The sequence below is a fragment of the Marinoscillum sp. genome (genome assembly GCF_965229915.1).
Lineage (GTDB): Bacteria > Bacteroidota > Bacteroidia > Cytophagales > Cyclobacteriaceae > Marinoscillum.
On the sequence record NZ_CBDDJZ010000001.1, the window covers coordinates 408,492 to 427,194 of the forward strand.

Here is an 18,703-nt window from a genome sequence, read left to right on the forward strand (position 1 = left end):
GCTATTGGCCAATTGGCGTTTTAGTCTAATTCTGTTAATGCTTTCATCTTGCGGATCAGTCGCGCTGACTCTTCAAAGTCAAGGGTTTGCTGACCGTCAGAGAATGCCTTTTCTGGTTTCTCGTGAATCTCAAAAATCACTCCATCAGCACCTGCCACAGTTGCCGCAAGAGCTACCGGTTCAACGTGATCCCGAATCCCAATACCATGTGAAGGATCAGCAATCACTGGTAAATGGGTTTTTTCTTTCAAAATAGGAATGGCATTAATGTCAAAGGTATTTCGGGAAGCCTTTTCGTAGGTTCTAATGCCACGCTCGCACAAGAGCAATCGCTCATTCCCTCCGGCAAAGACATATTCTGCGCTGTACAGCAATTCATCTATCGTTCCAGAGATTCCTCGCTTGATCATCACTGGCTTATCCACTCGACCAAGCTCGTCCAGAAGGTTGAAGTTTTGTGTGTTTCTGGCTCCCACCTGGTAGATGTCCACGTAATCGTACATCTCTTCAATCTGGCTTACCTGCATCACTTCTGTCACGATCTTGATACCCGCTTCTTTTGCCGCCTTGTACCACATCATCAACCCATCGATTCCCATACCTCGGAAAGAATATGGAGAGCTTCTAGGTTTGTAAACCCCGCCACGCATAATCCGCAAGCCATTCTCTTTCAGGTGATTGATCGTCTTCTCAATGTTTTCTTCTCCCTCGATGGAGCACGGACCCGCCATCATGGCAAAGTTGCCATCGCCAATCAGCACGCCATCACCCAGATCGATTACTGTTTGATTGACTTTCCACTTTCGTGAAACCAACTTGAAATCATCAGAAACAATGTGGATGTCCTTGATTCCTGGTAGGTGCCCGATGTTGCGCACATCAAATTTCTCTTTCCCAATACCGATGATGTATTCGCCCATTTGGGTTTTCACATCGTTGGTTTTGTATTTCAATGCAGATACCTGAGACTTCAAAGCTTCTCGCTGTTCTGCTGTTATGGTGGGTTCTAGTTGTATAATCATGATACAGGTGATTTAACTCCGTGGATATAATTCTTAATGTTTTCTGCAGATGAATCTTGTTCTAACAACTTAATGAATGCACTTCCTATAATCGCACCATCCGCATATTGACAGGCCTTGCTAAACGACTCGTTATCCGATATTCCAAAACCTATCATTCGCTTGTTCCTTAGGTTCATCGATTTAATCTTTTGGAAATAGTTAATCTGCTCTGAGGAGATCCCTTTTTTGGCCCCGGTGGTACTGGCAGACGAAACCATGTAGATAAAGCCTTTGCTCAGTTCATCAATTTTTTGAATGCGTTCTTCCGAAGTTTGTGGAGTGATGAGAAATACGTTGTACAATCCATATTTCTCCAAAACTTCCTTGTACATCTCCTCGTATTCGTACATCGGCAAGTCTGGCAGGATCAATCCATCCACACCTACCTCCGCACACTTAGCACAAAACTTCTCAAACCCATACTGCAGTACCGGATTGATATAGCCCATCAGCAATACCGGAACACTCACTTCCTTTCGTAAGTCAGCAAGCTGTTCGAATAACTTATGGAGCGTCATTCCATTTGCCAAAGCCTTCGTGGAGCTGTCCTGAATGGTAGGTCCGTCAGCCACAGGATCGGAAAACGGCAAGCCAATCTCAATCAAGTCCGCGCCACCAGCATCCAATGCCTTAGCAATGTTCAAGGTATCCTCGAGATTAGGAAATCCTGCCGTGAAATACACATTGAGTAAACGCTCTTTTTTATCTATAAATGCCTGATCTATTCGGTTCATGTTTCTTAGTTTTTTAGTTTGATAGTTCAAAGTCCATAGTTCGTTACCAGTAGTCGGAAACTATGGTCTATGGACTTTAGCTATCGACTAACTCAATATTTTCCCCACTTGATGTACGTTTCCAAATCCTTGTCTCCTCGTCCAGATAGGTTGATCACTACCACATCCGACTCCGTCAAACTCACCTTCTCCAAAGCGGCAATGGCATGCGCACTTTCTACTGCAGGGATGATCCCTTCCAGCCTGCTAAGCAATATGCCAGCCTTCATCGCTTCTTCATCAGTCACCCCAACAAACTGTCCGCGTCCACTGTCAAATAAATGTGCGTGAAACGGCCCAATTCCTGGATAATCCAGTCCGGCTGAAATACTGTAGGGTTCAACCACTTGCCCATCATCTGTCTGCATTAACAGCGTGCGACTGCCATGGAGGACACCTTCCCTTCCCAGCGCGGTAGTGGCTGCAGATTTTCCCGTATTGTTTCCCAGTCCTGATGCTTCTACTGCCACCAGATTCACCTCTTCATGATCTAAATAATGGTAATAAGCACCTGCCGCATTGCTACCTCCTCCTACACATGCAAATACATGATCCGGATTTTCTTTTCCTTCTTTCTCTTTGAGCTGCCACTTGATCTCTTCGCTGATGACGGACTGGAAGCGTGCCACCATATCTGGATATGGATGAGGACCTACCACCGATCCGATGATGTAATGTGTATCCTGCGGGTTATTGATCCAATGTCGCATGGCTTCATTGGTAGCGTCTTTTAAAGTCTTACTACCACTTGTAGCGGGTCTTACCTCTGCACCTAAGATCTTCATTCGCTCGACATTCGGTTTCTGACGCGCCATGTCCACTTCTCCCATGTAAACAATACAGTCGATTCCCATCAAAGCACACACCGTAGCAGTAGCTACCCCATGCTGACCGGCGCCTGTTTCGGCAATGATTCGTTTTTTCCCCAAAGCCTGAGCCAGCAATATTTGCCCCACGGTGTTGTTGACTTTATGGGCTCCTGTATGGCACAGATCTTCACGCTTTAGGTAAATCTTTGCTCCAAAGGTCTCTGACAATCTGCCTGCGTAGTAAAGTGGTGTTGGTCGCCCTACATAGTCTTTCAGCAATTGATCAAAATCCTTCCTGAATGCAGGAGACTCAATAATCTCCAGATAGGACCTTCTAAGCTCCTCCACATTGGGGTAGAGCATCTCAGGGATGTAAGCCCCGCCAAACTTGCCAAAGTAGCCTCGCTCGTCTACCAAATACTTTGATTTCACTTCGCTCATAGTTGCTGCTTAAATGCTTTTATCTTCTCAATGTCTTTTACTCCCGGTTCTTTCTCAAACCGACTGTTAATATCCACCGCATACAACTGTGGAATATTTAACTGCTTAATGGTCTCCAAATCCTCCAAATCAATTCCTCCACTCAGGAAAAATGGTGTTTTCAGGTTATAACCTTTCAGAATGGACCAGTCAAACTTTTCTCCACTACCGCCATACTTAGGTGTCTTGGTATCGAAAAGGAAGAAGTCCACTTCATTTTCATAAGCCTTCATCTGCTCCATGGGCAAAGAATCAGTCACACTAAAAACCCTAATCACCCTGAAACCCAGCGACTTCAAGATGCTTGCTTGCCCAATTGGTTCATCCCCGTGGAGTTGTATCATATCAAAACCAAACTGCTCAGCCTTCCGCTGAATCACCGTGATGTCTTCATTAACAAACACGCCTATTTTGGTCGCCGATATATCCGTTTGCGGCACTTCACTCACATAACGTGAGCTTTTCGGATAGAAAATCATCCCCATGAAGTCCGGCTCCAAAGCCATCAACTCCCGGATGTTTTCCGTTTCTCGCATGCCGCATACTTTTAATTTCATGTTTTTAACCACAGAGAATTAGAGAGATCTAAGATCATCTATAATCACTTCTCTCTTTATTCTATATAATACTTATTGAAAACTCTTCTAATACCGTCTTTGACTCTGTATTCATTAAAATTGATCAGCAATCCAATTTTGCAATTTGCCAACTTTAAGTAAGTGAGAATTTGAGCCAAATGGATATCATCCAGTGCCTTTACGCCTTTAATTCGACAATAACTCTATTCTCAACAAACAAATCCACTCTATAACCACATTCAAGTTCCACTCCATGGTATACCACCGGCATTGCCTTCTCTTTTTCTACACTAAACCCTTGTTCTCTCAATTCGTAACAAATACACTCTGAATAGGTGGACTCCAATAATCCAGGGCCCAACTTGCTATGCACCTTGATTGCTGCTCCGATAATTGCATTCGTTATGTCATTGATCTCTACCACGGTTCTCTGTTAACTCAGTGCTCTCAGCGGTTTATCAAACCTTGCACCTTCCTCACAAAATCCCGACACGCCTTCTCGGGACTACCCTTGGTCATGAAATGCTCTCCAATCAAAAAGCCTTCATAGCCATGCTTCATCAAATCCACGACTACAGCCGGATCGCTGATTCCACTTTCTGAAACCTTCACAAATTCATCAGGGATCAACTCCGCTAAATCCTTAGATGTTTGGACCGTAGTTTCAAAAGTGAAGAGGTTGCGATTATTAACTCCCAGCAGATCAATGTGAGGATTAATTGACCGCTCCAATTCCGCCTTGTCGTGCACTTCCAATAATACTTCCAACCCCAGGTTTTGTGCAAATGCACCAAGTGACTTGACCTCTTCAGGACTCAAAGCAGCTGCTATCAACAAGATCACATCGGCACCAATTGACTTGGCTTCTATGATCTGATACTCATCAATGATGAAGTCCTTTCGGAGTATTGGACAGAAATTGAAACTACGTGCGGTGATCAGGTCTTCATTCTTTCCACCAAAATACTTGGTATCAGTAAGTACCGATAATCCAGAGGCTCCTGCCTGCATGTACCCAATGGTGGTCTTTTCCACTTTGGCTGCTGAGTTGATCACTCCTTTCGATGGTGATTGCCGCTTGAATTCGGCAATGACTCCTACTTTATCTTCTCTTCGGATATACTTTTTGAGTGAAACTGGTTTGCCCTTAAAAAAGGTACTTTGCTCCAGCAACTTGACCGGATATAAACTCTTCCGCTGAGCTACCTCTTCCCTCTTATGTGCTATGATCTGATCCAGTATATTCATTAGTTGTTTACTGCTAAAAAGTTCTTAAATGATTCCATGGCTTTGCCGGAGGCCAACGATTCTCTGGCTTGCGCAATTCCTTCCTCAAAGGATATTTGCTTACCTGTGGCTATGGCCAATCCTGCATTAGCTAGTATGGCCTGCTGCTGTGCCTCAGTTCCTTTGTTTTCCAATACATTCTGGAAGATGCTGGCTGCATCATCAATACTCTCTCCTCCATGCAATTGCTCCTGAGTGAGGCGCTTCAAGCCAAGATCCTCAGGCTCATAAACAGCTTCCTGATTATTGGAAATGACCTTAAACCCACCAGTAAGTGATACCTCATCGTATCCATCCAATGAATGCACAATGACAAAGTTTTTGTCCGTATTCTGATAGAGGTATCCATACAGTCTGGCCAACTCCAGGCTAAACACTCCAACTAGTTGATTCTTAGGGAAAGCAGGGTTCACCATTGGACCAAGCATGTTGAAAAAGGTTTTGATTCCCAATTCCTTACGAACTGGACCAACGTTTTTCATCGCTGGATGAAATAAGGGCGCATGTAGGAAGCATATTCCAGATTGGTCCAGGCTCTTTTTGATAGTATCCACATCGTTGGTAAACTTTGCTCCCATGCTTTCGAGCACATTGGATGACCCACTAACAGAGGATACTCCATAGTTTCCATGTTTCACCACATTTTGCCCAGCTCCCGCTACCACAAATGAAGAGATTGTGGAGATATTAAAGGTGTTTTTACCATCTCCACCCGTACCGCATAAATCAATTGCATCGTAATCTTCTCCAGGCACTTTCACACAGAGTTCAAGCATTGCATCACGAAATCCCTCCAATTCCTCTACCGTGATGGATCGCATCAGGTATACAGTCATGAAAGCAGCCATCTGGCTGTTATTATACTGACCGGTAGCCAGGTTAGAGAGGATCGTATAAGCCTCTTCTCTGCTGAGCGACTGGTATTTAAATAGCTTGTTGAGTACTTCTTTCATCTATAGTTGGTGATTATAGTTATTCTTTAATCCAATTGTCCATCATCTGAATCCCATGCTCGGTCATGATCGACTCTGGGTGAAACTGCACGCCTCGAACTTTGTATTCAGCGTGCTTGATGGCCATAATGTTGCCTTCATCATCCACTGCCGTGACTTTCAATGACTCAGGCAGTCCGCCAGGAGTTACTGCCCAGCTGTGATACCTACATACATTGAAGTGATCTGGCAAACCGTTGAAAAGCATATCTTGCTCCCTGGTAAGCTTAGTCTCAGTAGCTACACCATGAAATACGGTTGGTAGATTGAATAACTTCCCTCCAAATGACTCAGCAATGCCTTGATGACCCAGACACACCCCTAAAATACTTTTGGAACTGGCGTATCGTTTGATGACCTCTGGCATGATGCCAGCATCTTTAGGCAAACCAGGTCCAGGAGATAACAAGATCTTTTCAAACCCATCCACGTAATCCACAGAGATCTTATCATTTCTGTGTACTTCCAGTTCATTATCCAAACCCAGTTCTCTAAGGATGTGCACCAGGTTATAAGTGAATGAATCGTAATTATCGATGACTAGTACCTTCTTCATTTAATCGTTGATATTTTCTGCCATTTTCATAGCTGACTCCAATGCTGCCAACTTATTGTACACTTCCTGAACCTCACTTTTCGGATCGGACTTAGATACGATTCCAGCACCCGCCTGGAAAAACAGTTTATTGGCCTTGCTCATGAATGTTCGAATCATGATGGCATGATTAAAGTTGCCCTTGAAATCAAGAAAGCCGATTGCTCCACCATAGAAGCCACGTGCAATGTTCTCATTTTCATCGATCAGTTGCATTGCCCGGTATTTCGGCGCACCCGAGAGTGTACCGGCAGGGAAAGTACTAGCTACTATTTCCAACGGATCCGCATCTTGTCGCAACTGGCCAGTCACTTTGGAAACCAGGTGAATAACATGTGAGTAATACTGAATCTCTTTATAAGTTTCCACCTTCACATTATCTGAACTCTTGCTTAGATCATTCCTGGCCAGATCTACTAGCATGATGTGTTCTGAATTCTCTTTAGGATCTTCCAAAAGCTTCTTGGCCAATTCAGCATCAGCCGCATCGTCACCTGTACGTTTGAAAGTCCCAGCAATTGGGTAAATAACCGCTTCCTGGTCCTTTACGACAATCTGAGCCTCCGGTGAGGACCCGAAGATCTTGTAACTACCATAATCGAAGTAGAATAGATACGGAGATGGATTAATAGACCGCAGGGCTCGATAAACCTGGAATTCATCTCCCTTGAAACCGGTATTGAACTGACGGGAAAAAACCACCTGAAATACATCACCCAAATCACAATGCTTAATTCCCTTTTTGACACGCTCCAGAAATTCTTCGTCAGTAAAATTGGATACAGTCTCGGTGGATTTATGAAAACTGAATGAAGGAATGTTGCGTTGTGAGAGAACATTTAACAGCTCCGAAAAACCAGTCTCATTGGGCTCATCTAAATAGCATTCAATCAAATGACATTCATTCTTGAAATGATCCAATGCAATGATGTATTTGAAAAGGCTGTAATGGATTTGAGGAATCTGAGCGGATTCGGTCTTTTTATTTTTAAACTGAATGTCTTCAAAATGCTGGACAGCATCATAGGCTATGTAGCCAAAAAGGCCTGTTTGTATGTGTTTGACCTCTTCATCCGCTACATTAAACCGACTCAAAAATGACCTCAGTGATGGTAAAACGTCGCTTTCCACCAAATGAGTCTTTTCGTTGGTTCCATCTGGAAACGACAACTCCACCTGACCATCTTCCAACTTAAAAGTGGCCATTGGGTCGCAGCAGATATAGCTAAATGCGTTCTCTCCTCCATGATAATCAGAGCTTTCCAGAAGGAATGATTTGGCAAACTTGTCGCGGATTTTCAGATACAACCCAACTGGCGTAATGGTATCCGCCAGCAGCTTCTTCTTCCGTATTTTCAGTTCAAATTGTGTTTCCATTGTGAATTTTGATCAAAAAAAAACCCGCTGCGAACAGCGGGTTTTCCTATGTGTTATATTTTAACATACCACTACTGTTCACAGTCCGCTAAGAGCTATGTGCCACCAGTAATATGCGTGAATTCTATTCATGTCGCTAAAGTAGTAACCGAATGATTCTAAATCCAAGCGATTCAATAAAATATTCTGAAAAAAAATCATTTCACAGTCGAATAGTTCAAGAATGCCTGGAAACTGACCCAGTGAGCAGGAATATTTTTCGTAGATTTAGACACAATACATTTTCATTCGTTAGTAAGAATTGAATTTGAATTTTTAATTTATCTTCACACCCATGTTACCTGTAGAAGAACAACTAAGTATACTCGTTCATCTTTCAATGGCTGATAAATTTCTGGCTGAAGAAGAAAGCAAGCTTATTCACAAAATAGGCGAAAGATATGGACTCAGCACAGAGGCTGTGGAATTGGTCATGGATAATCCCAAACCCATTCCAAACCTGAAAGATTTGCCGCCTGATGAGAAATTTGAATACCTATTTAATGTGATCCAGCTGATGAAAGTAGATGGGAAAATCTACCAAAGTGAGATCGAGTTTTGTGAACGTCTGGCAATAGCTCTGGGATATAAACCCGGGGTAGTGGCTGACCTCTCCGCTTATATTTATTCAGATCCGGCCATCATGACAAAGAGAAGTTATCTAAGGTCCATTGCTGATCAGCATTTGGTCCCTAAAAAAGGTTGATAAATAAAAAAGGCTCACGATGTGAGCCTTTTGTTTTTAGTGTTTCGATTACCCTGATTACTTCGACTTTACAGCTTTAGTCAGATCATCGATCAATTTCTTAGATACTTTTCGTGGATTGCCCTTTTTGAACTTTTCCAACGCTTTTTGAGCCTCAGCTCCTTTTACAAACAGTCCCTCAGGATTGTGATCGTGCGCGTAACTGCCCAAACACCACTCAATTTCAGAAACTAATTGCTCTTCAATTCCCAACTGAGTGAGCTTGTCCTTTGCTTCAATTAATACTTTTTCCATTTTCTCGTCAGACATTTTAAACGGTAGCTTTTGTGAATATTTACGCAAAGTAAAGTGAATATTTAATAAATATTCAACGTTTTTATAAAATAATTAATAAATACGTAACTAATGTAACGATTTCTTAAAAATGTCAATTTTACCATCCATCACTTTAAACCACAGTGGTGGCACTGTAGCCAACAACATCATACCCGGATACCCTGTAGGCATCTGGGGGCTAGCTTCCATGTGCCGTAGTACCTGGTATTTTCGACTGGCGATGTAGTGGTGATCCGAATGCCTGGACAGTTCGAACAGCATGATTCTGCCAACCACGTGGTCCGAATTCCAGGAGTGTTGCGGCATCACTCGCTCGTATCGTTCTCCCTTTTTATCACGTCTCAATCCGTAGTGTTCGATATAGTTGACCGTTTCTAAAAGTAAAAACCCGATAACAGCGGCTAAAACGAAATAAACAGCAACTATACCACCAAACCACCAGTAGATCAACGCGACAAATGAGACCTGTATGATCTGAAATAATAACATTTCATTATGCCATGATAGTTTCCGCAACCCTTTCTTTTGCAATCTATGAGCCTCCAGGTGCCATGCCGACCGATAGGCATTGATCACGGACCTTATCCAAAACGCATAAAGGGACTCCCCTAGCCTTGCCGACGAAGGATCTTCATCGGTGGATACATTTTTGTGATGTCCGCGATTGTGCTCGATGAAAAAGTGCATGTACAGAGAAGTCATTAGCAGCAGCTTCGCCATAAACTGTTCGTACTTATGCTTTCTATGCCCAAGCTCATGAGCCACATTGATCCCCATCACTCCACACAAAAGCCCCATGGCTGAGATTCGACCAATAATAGATATTGGACCTAATGTTGGGTCAGTCATTGAGTGGAGGAAAACCCAAAGCAAAGCAAACTGTACTGGCACCACCAGATAAACCGATAAGTCGTATAGCTTATTCTGCAACAGTTTTTGTTCCTCTTCTGCAGAATGGTTATCAGGCTTGGGTTGAAAGAATAACTCCAACAAAGGAATCAAAGCAAACGCCTCCAGTATAGGCAAATAAGTCAACCAACCTTCATTGGTAAACGAAACGTAAGCTAACACCGGAAGTGAAAAAACACTCAAGTACTTTAAAAAACCGAGCTGTTTCATAAGATTATGGGGCTAAATGTTGCCCAATAAAATTACTGCGAAAATTCCATTTTCCCGAATGGAATCAGGTAGGATAAGGTAAAGCCCCCCAAGTAGTGATTGGTCAAATCAGGTAGGCGCTCTGAGAAATCTTCTGTACGAATAAAACTACTGGCACTATAAGATAAAAAGGCATCCAGATGAATCGCACCAAAGGAAAAATCTCGATGCACTCCCAGGGAGAAACGAATACCATACCCAAATTTTTTATCTCGGTTAGGTTCGTAGGTGTAGAATTCCTGGCCTCCAATATTTGACGTATTCGGATCTGGATCTTTGTCATAACTCAACAGTTGCTCCAAGAAAACACCAAGTGTGCCAAAGTATTTCGTTTTGCGTTTTCCAGCGTAAATAATGGCTTCTATTGGAAAGTTGAGGTAGTTCATCCGAACATGGTAGGTAGGTTCATCTGTATCAAAAGTCTGACGCCAGCCCTTGGCTTCATAGAGCAAGCCACTCTGCAATCCAGCATTCAAAAAAGAGGTGGGAGATTGATTGGTAAACAACTTCAGCATCACTCCACCGTGATATCCAGGCTCAAAACCGGTATTCATCACAGTATTATATAGTGTATGCTCTATATAAGTTGTGCTAAAATGCCCACCTCCACGTACACCCAGATAACCTTTCACTTGTGCATTGAGGGCACTTGAAGCCAAAACAATCACTAATACAACAACTATTCTCATTCAAATACCCTCAATTACTCCATTATTTTTTGGCTGAATCATCGTTCTTACGGCCTTTTTTGGGTCTTCTGGCTCCATAAGAACTGTTGGCAATTTTACCTCTTTTTGTCTTTCTGTCTCCTTTTCCCATAATGTTTATGAATTTTAAAATGAAACAATAAGCAAGGCACTACCTGTAACGAAAGCAATGGCAAAACCTTGCTTTACACTTCAAAAGTACAACATCTAACTGATACCAATGTTCCAGATTATCCGAAACATTTCCTCAGAACCATCTTGTACACAATGCTGAATTTTTAATGTAGAGGTAACACGCATTTAACTGCGATACCTACTTAGCTAAGGGTGTTCAACATAACTTCGTCTTCGTAAAACCAATTAGTATGGAAAAGCTAGATCACGATTTTCTCTCAGATGATTTCTCCGAACTGGACGATGTGCTTGATCGATCATTTTTTAATGACGCTGAGGAATTAATTGACTGTGAGGAAGATGAAGACAACTACGAAAACAAAAGCGACGAATTCAGACCAATTTCTGAATTATAATTTCTTCTAAGTCGCATTGTTTACTAACTTTGCACCTCGGCAAACGGATGCGACCAGCTCCTGCTGAATCCCCCAGGACCGGAAGGTAGCAAGGGTAGGCGGTTGTAGCGGTGCGACATTTCGTTTGCCTTTTTTATTATCCCTAATTTTACCGCACCTTTACTACTTAAATCCACAGCAATATGAAATTCTTTATAGACACAGCAAATCTAGACGAGATCCAGGAAGCCTATGACATGGGTGTATTGGATGGTGTAACGACTAACCCATCACTAATGGCCAAAGAGGGCATCACCGGAGAAGAGAACATCTTGAAGCATTATAAGGATATCTGCAACATAGTGGATGACAATGTGAGTGCTGAAGTCATCTCCACGGAATTTGATGCGATGCTGGCTGAAGGTAAGAAACTAGCTGCTATTGATGACAAGATTGTGGTGAAAGTGCCAATGATCAAAGATGGCGTGAAAGCAATCAAAGCACTGACAGAAGAAGGAATCAGGACCAACTGCACCTTGATCTTCAATGCAGGTCAGGCAATCCTGGCTGCTAAAGCCGGAGCCTCCTATGTATCTCCATTTATTGGCCGACTAGATGATATTGGATCTGATGGACTAAATCTGATCGAGCAAATCGTTCAGATTTTTGACAACTATGGATTCGAAACAGAAGTACTTGCTGCATCCATTCGCCACAACATGCACCTAATCCAGTGTGCTGAAATTGGAGCAGATGTGGCCACGTGTCCGCTTTCTGTTATCACCGGCTTACTCAAGCATCCACTTACAGATAGTGGACTGGAAAAATTCCTGGCGGATTACAAAAAAGGTAACCAATAAGGTCAATTTCGAGTTGATGGTACAAACTGCGTACTCAGATATGTATATCATCAAGGTAAAGGGAAAAGCAAAGATCCCTGACTACATCCAACTGCGGGATGACAAGTTCGTCTTGATCGCTTACTTTAGAGCAGATAGACCTCTTCAAAAATTGGAGAAATTTGGACTGGAAGGCAAAGAAGATGCACTCGAAAAAGTGATCAATTCATTGCCCTTTGGTAAACTGCAAAAACTAGAACTATAAATGTCATTCTCAGAAGAACCGGTTGTACAAATCACCAATGCCACCATCTTTCAGGACAATGCCACCGTACTGAGTGAGCTAGATGTAGCAATAGGCAAGGGGGAATTTGTGTACCTGGTGGGTAGAACAGGGAGCGGCAAATCGTCTTTGCTGAAGACACTCTATGGAGACCTCCCCTTGAGACTTGGAGATATCAAAGTGGTGGGATATGATATACGAGGAATCAAACCTGCGGATGTGCCTTTTCTGCGGAGAAAAATTGGTATTGTATTTCAGGACTTTGAGCTTTTCTATGACCGTAGCGTTGCAGAGAACTTAAACTTTGTCATGAAAGCTACCGGCTGGAAAGACAAAGCCAAAATGAAGAGCCGACTAGCCGAGGTGCTCATGCGTGTTGGTCTGGGTGCCATCAGCAACAAGATGCCACACCAGCTCAGTGGTGGAGAACAGCAGCGTGTAGTGATCGCACGGGCACTACTCAATGAACCTCAAATCCTTTTTGCTGACGAGCCCACTGGAAATCTGGACCCTGAAGTCTCCGAAGGCATTATGAAATTGTTTTTGGAAATCAACAAGTCAGGTACAGCTGTGATTATGGCTACTCACAACCACCACTTCATCGAGCAGTTTCCAGCCAGAGTGCTGAAATGTGAATCAGGCAAGATTAGGGATTCGGCTAAAGAAGACTTTGAGTTGACTGGTATCTATTGAAATTAAAAAAGGCCTCTCACGAGGCCTTTCGCTTATTTAACTCTCAAGTCGCCATAACTCGATTTAACTATGATTCGTTTGTCGGGACTCCCTTTACCAATTTTGGCTTTGTATTCATTCCTGTTGTCATCCTTCACCTTATAGTAGACATCTACCTGATTGCTGCTTGCGCTCATGTTGGCAAATGAAAACTCTCCCTCCAGGTCTGCGTTGGTTCCATCTTGTAATCGAATGGTATAGGAGCTAAACTTGCCGTAAATCTCCACTTTGCTGAATTCCTTACTCAGCTCATCTATCTGAAAATCAGAAATATAACTCGCCTCCAGGTAGAGACTTTTATTGAGCTTTTCGATAGAAAATCCGGAGAACTGTGCGTCTGACTCTACCACATCTACTTCTCCAAGTTTAACATCTCCGTACTTGCTCTCCAGCTCCAGATCCCGCACTTTATTTAAGCGTACCTGAGAAAACTGCTGCTCCATCTCTAACACATCCGCAGACTCAATATCCAGCTCACTATATTTCACATCCACCTCGGCTTCTGCAAGTGCTCCAAGTGAACCTTTCCCAAAGGACAGCTCCAGATCAAGAAAACCACTAAAGTTCTGCGTCTTCAAATTACCATAACCAATTTCCAACTCCGCTTTGGCTTTCCAGTCAGCTATGTAGGTGTCACCGAACCGGTTTTCTATATCGATAGCGTTCGTAGCAGGGAAATTAATCCAGTAATTGATCTCAAAACTTTCGTCGCTTTTGGTATTCATGTTGCCATTGAGCTCTGTTTCAAAAGTGATGGTACTACCTTCACTAATATCCACACTGATCTTGTCTAATAGCTTTTGGGCCCGGTCATCCGTTTTACCATTTACCAGGATCTCTATCTTCACCTTCAATTCAGACTTATCCCAACTCTCCACATGTACCTCTCCAAACTGATTGGACACCTTCAAAACTGTGGATGAGTTTACTGGGTAAGACTTGTTGATGACCTGCCTTTTTTCTTCCAGAGTACCAGCCAAAACCACTTGTATTCCCAGAAAAAACACGAACAGTAAATTAAATTTCAACACTTGTATTGGTTTCATTTTCCTTGTTTTTAAGTTCTTTAAGTATTTGCACCTGCTTGTTGAGTATTTCTATTCGCAGCTGCAGATTTTTGATCATCATGTCTGAAATGAGATCACTTGAATTCTGTCTTGCATAAGTCTGTTTGAGCTGGGCGTATAGTTGATCTAATCGCTCAATTTCCAGGATAAATTCGCGACTGAGGTTGGTCTGACCATACGTCGATATTTCTGATTTCTTTTGGGAGATCAATTGGGTATAATACTGCTCTACCTGTTTGAACTCCGAATCAATCGCCACATCTCGACTGCTGGTTGAATCCAACTGTCGCTCTACCACCAGATACACCGTAGACATCAACAGCACTACTGCGGCAACTTTCCAAAGCCCCAGCCAGCGGCCTGCTTTAGTTTGGCCTTGATGAATCGACCTCCACACATTTTCCGAAGGCAACTCACTGTCAAACTCCTCTCTGTTAGTTTGTATAAATCGCTCTAATTGGTCACCCATATTTCACCTCTTGTTTCAAAATGATTTTTAATTTGTCCTTAGCTCGCTTGTACTGACTTTTGGAAGTCGATTCGGTGATGCCCAGTATGTCACTGATCTCTTTGTGATCATATCCTTCAAATAGATAGAGCGATAACACGCTACGAAATCCTTTGGGTAAATCCATCAAAGCTGTTTTCACTCGCTCCACACTCAGTCCTGTTACTTCATCACCAATAGACATTGACTCTTCTTCCAGCTCAGCGACTTCTTCCATCATTAATGTTTCCTTTTGATTTTTCCTCAAACTTGTAATGGACTTGTTCACGACTATCCTTTTGAGCCATGCACCGAACGTGGCATCCTCCCGATAAGAATCGATGTGCTTAAAAGCATTTAAAAAAGCCTCTTGCAATACATCCTCAGCCTCCTCCCGATTACCACAGATGCGCAAAGCTGTATTGAACATAGCTCTACTATACAGTCGATAAAGCTCATACTGCGCACCTGGATCACCTTCCTTGCACCTATTGATCAACTCTACATGTATATTTATCGTATTGCTTTCCAAGCCTTATCAGACAAAATTCATCTCAATGACTGAAGTAAATTAATAAGGTTGCATTTGCTGTGAAAAATATCTAATCAACTAAGTTTACCCTATGAAGAAACTCATCCTTGGCGTACTTTGCTCTATGAGTTTTCTGTGGCTTAATGCGCAGCAAACAGCTTCGGATTCCACCCTGACAACCGCGGATACCGTAGTTCAGGAGATTAAAGAACCTTTGATCAATTTTGAATCAGGCATATTCGTAGAAATCGGAGCAGACTTTACTCCCACATTGAATACCTACCGATTGATGAGTTCAATTGGAGCGGGCCTGCAATACAAATTTCTGTATGCTGGATTTGCAGCTGAGGAGTTTGAGGGTGGAGTGACTACCACGCTGGTGTTCCCCAATGATTTTAACCTCAGATCCAAACAAGGTAAAGTCTTTATCGGAACCAGGGTCATGAACACCCGGTTTGTTGAAGTAGATCTAAGGATAAGCTATGGCCTGGGTGATATGGTCTGGGAGCGAGATTCAAACAATGAAAATTTCATTCGGAGTGAGTACTCTTCTTTTCAACCTGAAATCCGAGTTCTAGGAACACCGTTTGATTGGCTTAAAGCTTATGCTTCTTGTGGATATAAAAGAATTAGTCATCTGGATATACCTAAGATAACTAATGATGATTTCAGTGGTTTTATTTTCGGAATTGGATTGAGATGCGGAATCTATCGTTAATCATATGGACCATATGCCTCAGCGCATGCTATGTCTCCGACGACTTGCCTCCAGATCAGAAAGCCTGGCAGTATGACTTACCATCGTCGGTGGGACTGAGCAATCTAGAATTAACTAACCTGGACTTACTCATAGAATCTCGAAACTTCGGTCAGGTTAATGGTATGGTGATCATCAAAGATGATCACCTCATTTTTGAAAACTACTACAATGGCACCAACCGACAAACAATCCATGAAATAGGTAGGGCGACATGTGCTGTAGCTGTGCTCACCCTCGGTAAGCTAATTGAGGATGGTCTTATTGCTAATCTAGACGTACCCATTGCCAATTTCTTGCCAGAATACGAAGATATTTTCAATGCCGAACCTCGCAAACGGAACATTACATTTCGGCACATTCTGGAGAATAAAATGGGCATTCCATGGAATGAATATACCGTAAATACCAGTACCTCCAAGAGTCAGTTTTACCAAATGAAAAGGGAAAGCGACTGGGTGAGGTTCGTGTTGTCACAGACATTAGAAGCAGACCCTGGTCTACGCATTGTATTAAACAGTGGATCTGCAATGGTTCTTTCCAAAGTGTTCGAAAACATCCTACTGAATGAGACTCTTGAAGAATATATAGATCGTAACATCTTCAAACCCATCGGCATTACAAATTATGAATGGGTACGTGATCCCTCAGGCAGCCTGGATTTGGCCACTGGCCTGAGTATCTCCACATTGGATTTCACTCGAATTGGTTACTTGATGCAGCAAGAGGGTCGCTGGAGTGATCGAAAACGAGTCATTGATCGATTCTGGATTTTGGATGCTACCCAACTAGTCACACCATTTCTCGAAAACTTTGGTTTTGGCTATTATTGGTGGGTGTTCACGGATGCTTTTAATGAAGAAGTATTTAATGGTTTGCGCACTTACTCTATCAATGGCTATGCGGGACAGTGTATCTATGTGGCCCCTGATGACAATCTGGTTGTTTGCATCATGGCTGACAACCCCTACAGTGATTCTGTATATAACCCATCTTTGGACATCTATAGAAGGATACTGACCGCAGTGACTACTACCACCGAGGACAATTCATGAAAGAGGTAGAAGATAGTGAGCTATTTGAACGTGTTAAACAAGGCAACCTCGCAGCTTACGAACAAATATTCAAGCAGCACTATGGACCTCTAGCACGGTATGCAACCAGCATCATCCGTGATATCACCATGGGTGAGGAAATAGCCCAGGAAGTGCTCATGTACATTTGGGAAAAACGTAGCCAGATCAACCTGAGCAGTTCGCTAAAAGCATATCTATTCTCATCGGTAAAGAACAAGTGCATTAATTACATCAAGCACGAACTACCCAGACTCCAGTCTACTACCGATTTGAGTCAGGTCAGGGGAATAGAAAACAGCCCCATGACTACTGACGATGCGGAACTGATGAAAAAGAAAATACAGCATGCTATTGATCAACTCCCTGAGAAATGTAAGAATATTTTTGTGCTGAGTAGATATGGGGGATTGACCTATGCAGAAATCGCCGAGGAGCTTGAAATCTCCGTAAAAACTGTAGAAAACCAGATGAGTATAGCACTAAAAAAACTCAAAGAATCTTTGAGTGAAGAGCTAAAAGAATATCGATTGAAATAAAAATTATGATGATATTAGGGGTACCCCAAAAAACGATTGCCTAATAAACGATATGCCCGCTAAATGGTTTGAAAAATATTGCCAAAAACACTATTCGCAAGATAGTGACCCTACGGAAGATTCAGAATTTGAGCTCTTTTACGAGTTAAGTGAATTCGATCAGGAAGTTGATTCGGAAAAAGCCTGGAAAAATGTCTGTAGTAAACTGAATGTTCAAAAGAAATCCTGGACTGCTGTATGGAAAGTAGCTGCTGCTGTCCTACTGGCAGGAAGCTTGTCTTTGGTTACTTATCAGCAACTCTTCACTTCAGATCACCAGTTGACTGAACTAAAAGCACCGAATCGACCTACAAAATTCCGATTAGCAGATGGCTCGGACGTAGTTCTTGCCCGAAATTCCCAATTGTTAGTGGACGAAAAAGAGTTTATGACTTCACGTCAGGTTACACTTAAGGGTAAAGCCTTTTTTGATGTTGCCAAGAACCAGGGAACCTTTACCGTATTGACCACAAATGGAACAATTGAGGTATTGGGTACGCAATTTGATGTGAACTCTGCTCCAGACGAACTAGCAGTGGCTGTGTATGAAGGACTTGTAAAAGTGAGCAATAATCAAAACTCAGCTCAACTCGCTGAGGGTGAAAAAGCCTACCTCACAGCCAGCAAACTCATTAAGGGTAAGATCAATAGTTCAAATGAAGAAGGTTGGAGAACCGGTGATTTTAACTTTGATAATGAACCGCTCAAAAAGGTCATTCCGCTGTTGGAAGAATACTACAACGTTGACATTCAATCTTCTAAAGCACTTTTAGAGTGCAAGGTAACGGCTTCTTTCAGTCAAGAACCACTTACTGATGTGATCAAAACGCTAGCAACTGTACTTAATGCCAAGTCAAAAAAATCTGGCAATAAGATTTCCTTTACTGGAAAAGGTTGTTAAATCCTCTCTATTTTTACATCAAGAACCAGACGAATCCGCCTAAA

At 42.6% G+C, this 18,703-nt stretch carries 24 protein-coding genes, 1 other RNA gene and 1 pseudogene; 10 read left to right on the plus strand and 16 right to left on the minus strand.

Features of this window, described 5'->3' with window-relative positions; genetic code table 11:
- Window positions 1-20 precede the first annotated feature (20 nt).
- The 9 genes and pseudogenes from aroF to ACO067_RS01745 all read right to left on the minus strand — a co-directional run bounded on the left by aroF (window position 21) and on the right by ACO067_RS01745 (window position 7,955).
- Entirely contained in the window at window positions 21-1,022 is a 1,002-nt protein-coding gene (gene aroF / locus ACO067_RS01705; RefSeq protein ID WP_421869868.1) for a 3-deoxy-7-phosphoheptulonate synthase, read from the minus strand.
- The gene (gene trpA / locus ACO067_RS01710; RefSeq protein WP_421869871.1) at window positions 1,019-1,798 is read right to left on the minus strand and encodes a tryptophan synthase subunit alpha; all 780 of its coding nucleotides are present in this window, start codon (window positions 1,796-1,798) and stop codon (window positions 1,019-1,021) included. The genes aroF and trpA overlap by 4 nt, the downstream gene beginning before the upstream one ends.
- Before the next feature lie 92 nt (window positions 1,799-1,890).
- Complete coding sequence (trpB, locus tag ACO067_RS01715; protein WP_421869875.1) at window positions 1,891-3,087, minus strand: tryptophan synthase subunit beta; 1,197 nt, start codon at window positions 3,085-3,087, stop codon at window positions 1,891-1,893.
- Window positions 3,084-3,683: a phosphoribosylanthranilate isomerase gene (locus tag ACO067_RS01720; protein WP_421869877.1), complete on the minus strand. Its 600-nt coding sequence runs from the start codon at window positions 3,681-3,683 to the stop codon at window positions 3,084-3,086. The genes trpB and ACO067_RS01720 overlap by 4 nt, the downstream gene beginning before the upstream one ends.
- A gap of 56 nt (window positions 3,684-3,739) precedes the next feature.
- Window positions 3,740-4,128 (minus strand): annotated as a pseudogene (locus ACO067_RS01725) (GxxExxY protein).
- A 23-nt stretch (window positions 4,129-4,151) separates the two neighbouring features.
- Complete coding sequence (trpC, locus tag ACO067_RS01730; RefSeq protein WP_421869880.1) at window positions 4,152-4,952, minus strand: indole-3-glycerol phosphate synthase TrpC; 801 nt, start codon at window positions 4,950-4,952, stop codon at window positions 4,152-4,154.
- Window positions 4,952-5,944 (minus strand): anthranilate phosphoribosyltransferase, encoded by a 993-nt coding sequence (gene trpD / locus ACO067_RS01735; protein ID WP_421869884.1) that lies wholly within the window; start codon window positions 5,942-5,944, stop codon window positions 4,952-4,954. The genes trpC and trpD overlap by 1 nt, the downstream gene beginning before the upstream one ends.
- 19 nt (window positions 5,945-5,963) lie before the next feature.
- Window positions 5,964-6,539, minus strand: coding sequence for an anthranilate synthase component II (locus tag ACO067_RS01740; protein ID WP_421869887.1), 576 nt, complete (start codon window positions 6,537-6,539; stop codon window positions 5,964-5,966).
- Window positions 6,540-7,955: an anthranilate synthase component I family protein gene (locus tag ACO067_RS01745; protein ID WP_421869890.1), complete on the minus strand. Its 1,416-nt coding sequence runs from the start codon at window positions 7,953-7,955 to the stop codon at window positions 6,540-6,542.
- Between the two features lie 379 nt (window positions 7,956-8,334).
- Here ACO067_RS01745 and ACO067_RS01750 point away from each other — a divergent pair, with 379 nt between their 5' ends.
- Entirely contained in the window at window positions 8,335-8,700 is a 366-nt protein-coding gene (locus tag ACO067_RS01750; protein ID WP_421869893.1) for a TerB family tellurite resistance protein, read from the plus strand.
- Between the two features lie 57 nt (window positions 8,701-8,757).
- On the opposite strand, the gene ACO067_RS01755 is transcribed toward ACO067_RS01750, so the two are convergent.
- The 4 genes from ACO067_RS01755 to ACO067_RS01770 all read right to left on the minus strand — a co-directional run bounded on the left by ACO067_RS01755 (window position 8,758) and on the right by ACO067_RS01770 (window position 11,013).
- Window positions 8,758-8,994 (minus strand): hypothetical protein, encoded by a 237-nt coding sequence (locus tag ACO067_RS01755; protein WP_421869896.1) that lies wholly within the window; start codon window positions 8,992-8,994, stop codon window positions 8,758-8,760.
- 108 nt (window positions 8,995-9,102) lie between these two features.
- Window positions 9,103-10,155 (minus strand): alkane 1-monooxygenase, encoded by a 1,053-nt coding sequence (locus ACO067_RS01760; protein ID WP_421869899.1) that lies wholly within the window; start codon window positions 10,153-10,155, stop codon window positions 9,103-9,105.
- A gap of 32 nt (window positions 10,156-10,187) precedes the next feature.
- Window positions 10,188-10,883 carry an outer membrane beta-barrel protein gene (locus ACO067_RS01765; RefSeq protein ID WP_421869902.1) on the minus strand — a complete coding sequence of 232 codons (696 nt, stop codon included), beginning with the start codon at window positions 10,881-10,883 and terminating at the stop codon, window positions 10,188-10,190.
- A 22-nt stretch (window positions 10,884-10,905) separates the two neighbouring features.
- The gene (locus ACO067_RS01770; protein WP_421869905.1) at window positions 10,906-11,013 is read right to left on the minus strand and encodes a 30S ribosomal protein THX; all 108 of its coding nucleotides are present in this window, start codon (window positions 11,011-11,013) and stop codon (window positions 10,906-10,908) included.
- Window positions 11,014-11,266: 253 nt separating this feature from the next.
- Between ACO067_RS01770 and ACO067_RS01775 the strand changes: the two genes are divergently transcribed.
- The 5 genes from ACO067_RS01775 (at window position 11,267) to ACO067_RS01795 (ending at window position 13,225) form a co-directional block, all read left to right on the plus strand.
- Complete coding sequence (locus ACO067_RS01775) at window positions 11,267-11,431, plus strand: hypothetical protein (RefSeq protein ID WP_421869909.1); 165 nt, start codon at window positions 11,267-11,269, stop codon at window positions 11,429-11,431.
- A gap of 38 nt (window positions 11,432-11,469) precedes the next feature.
- An RNA gene (gene ffs, locus ACO067_RS01780) (signal recognition particle sRNA small type) lies at window positions 11,470-11,563 on the plus strand.
- 50 nt (window positions 11,564-11,613) lie between these two features.
- Window positions 11,614-12,270 (plus strand): fructose-6-phosphate aldolase, encoded by a 657-nt coding sequence (gene fsa / locus ACO067_RS01785; RefSeq protein ID WP_421869912.1) that lies wholly within the window; start codon window positions 11,614-11,616, stop codon window positions 12,268-12,270.
- Window positions 12,271-12,310: 40 nt separating this feature from the next.
- The gene (locus ACO067_RS01790; RefSeq protein WP_421878258.1) at window positions 12,311-12,514 is read left to right on the plus strand and encodes a fructose-6-phosphate aldolase; all 204 of its coding nucleotides are present in this window, start codon (window positions 12,311-12,313) and stop codon (window positions 12,512-12,514) included.
- Entirely contained in the window at window positions 12,515-13,225 is a 711-nt protein-coding gene (locus ACO067_RS01795; RefSeq protein ID WP_421869916.1) for a cell division ATP-binding protein FtsE, read from the plus strand.
- A 32-nt stretch (window positions 13,226-13,257) separates the two neighbouring features.
- Here the strand turns inward: ACO067_RS01795 and ACO067_RS01800 are convergent, their stop codons facing one another.
- From ACO067_RS01800 to ACO067_RS01810, 3 genes are read right to left on the minus strand one after another with little or no spacing between them, the layout of a single operon-like run.
- Window positions 13,258-14,310: a hypothetical protein gene (locus ACO067_RS01800; RefSeq protein ID WP_421869918.1), complete on the minus strand. Its 1,053-nt coding sequence runs from the start codon at window positions 14,308-14,310 to the stop codon at window positions 13,258-13,260.
- Window positions 14,282-14,800 carry a hypothetical protein gene (locus tag ACO067_RS01805; protein ID WP_421869921.1) on the minus strand — a complete coding sequence of 173 codons (519 nt, stop codon included), beginning with the start codon at window positions 14,798-14,800 and terminating at the stop codon, window positions 14,282-14,284. The genes ACO067_RS01800 and ACO067_RS01805 overlap by 29 nt, the downstream gene beginning before the upstream one ends.
- Complete coding sequence (locus ACO067_RS01810) at window positions 14,793-15,317, minus strand: RNA polymerase sigma factor (RefSeq protein WP_421869924.1); 525 nt, start codon at window positions 15,315-15,317, stop codon at window positions 14,793-14,795. The genes ACO067_RS01805 and ACO067_RS01810 overlap by 8 nt, the downstream gene beginning before the upstream one ends.
- A 124-nt stretch (window positions 15,318-15,441) precedes the next feature.
- On the opposite strand from ACO067_RS01810, the gene ACO067_RS01815 reads away from it, so the two are divergent.
- From ACO067_RS01815 to ACO067_RS01830, 4 genes are read left to right on the plus strand one after another with little or no spacing between them, the layout of a single operon-like run.
- Complete coding sequence (locus ACO067_RS01815) at window positions 15,442-16,068, plus strand: hypothetical protein (protein ID WP_421869927.1); 627 nt, start codon at window positions 15,442-15,444, stop codon at window positions 16,066-16,068.
- Entirely contained in the window at window positions 16,050-17,162 is a 1,113-nt protein-coding gene (locus ACO067_RS01820) for a serine hydrolase domain-containing protein (protein ID WP_421869930.1), read from the plus strand. Before ACO067_RS01815 ends, ACO067_RS01820 begins: the two co-directional genes overlap by 19 nt.
- The gene (locus tag ACO067_RS01825; RefSeq protein WP_421869934.1) at window positions 17,159-17,719 is read left to right on the plus strand and encodes an RNA polymerase sigma-70 factor; all 561 of its coding nucleotides are present in this window, start codon (window positions 17,159-17,161) and stop codon (window positions 17,717-17,719) included. Before ACO067_RS01820 ends, ACO067_RS01825 begins: the two co-directional genes overlap by 4 nt.
- A gap of 52 nt (window positions 17,720-17,771) precedes the next feature.
- A complete protein-coding gene (locus ACO067_RS01830) occupies window positions 17,772-18,659 on the plus strand; it encodes a FecR family protein (protein WP_421869937.1) in 888 nt (295 codons plus the stop codon).
- Window positions 18,660-18,703: the final 44 nt, after the last annotated feature.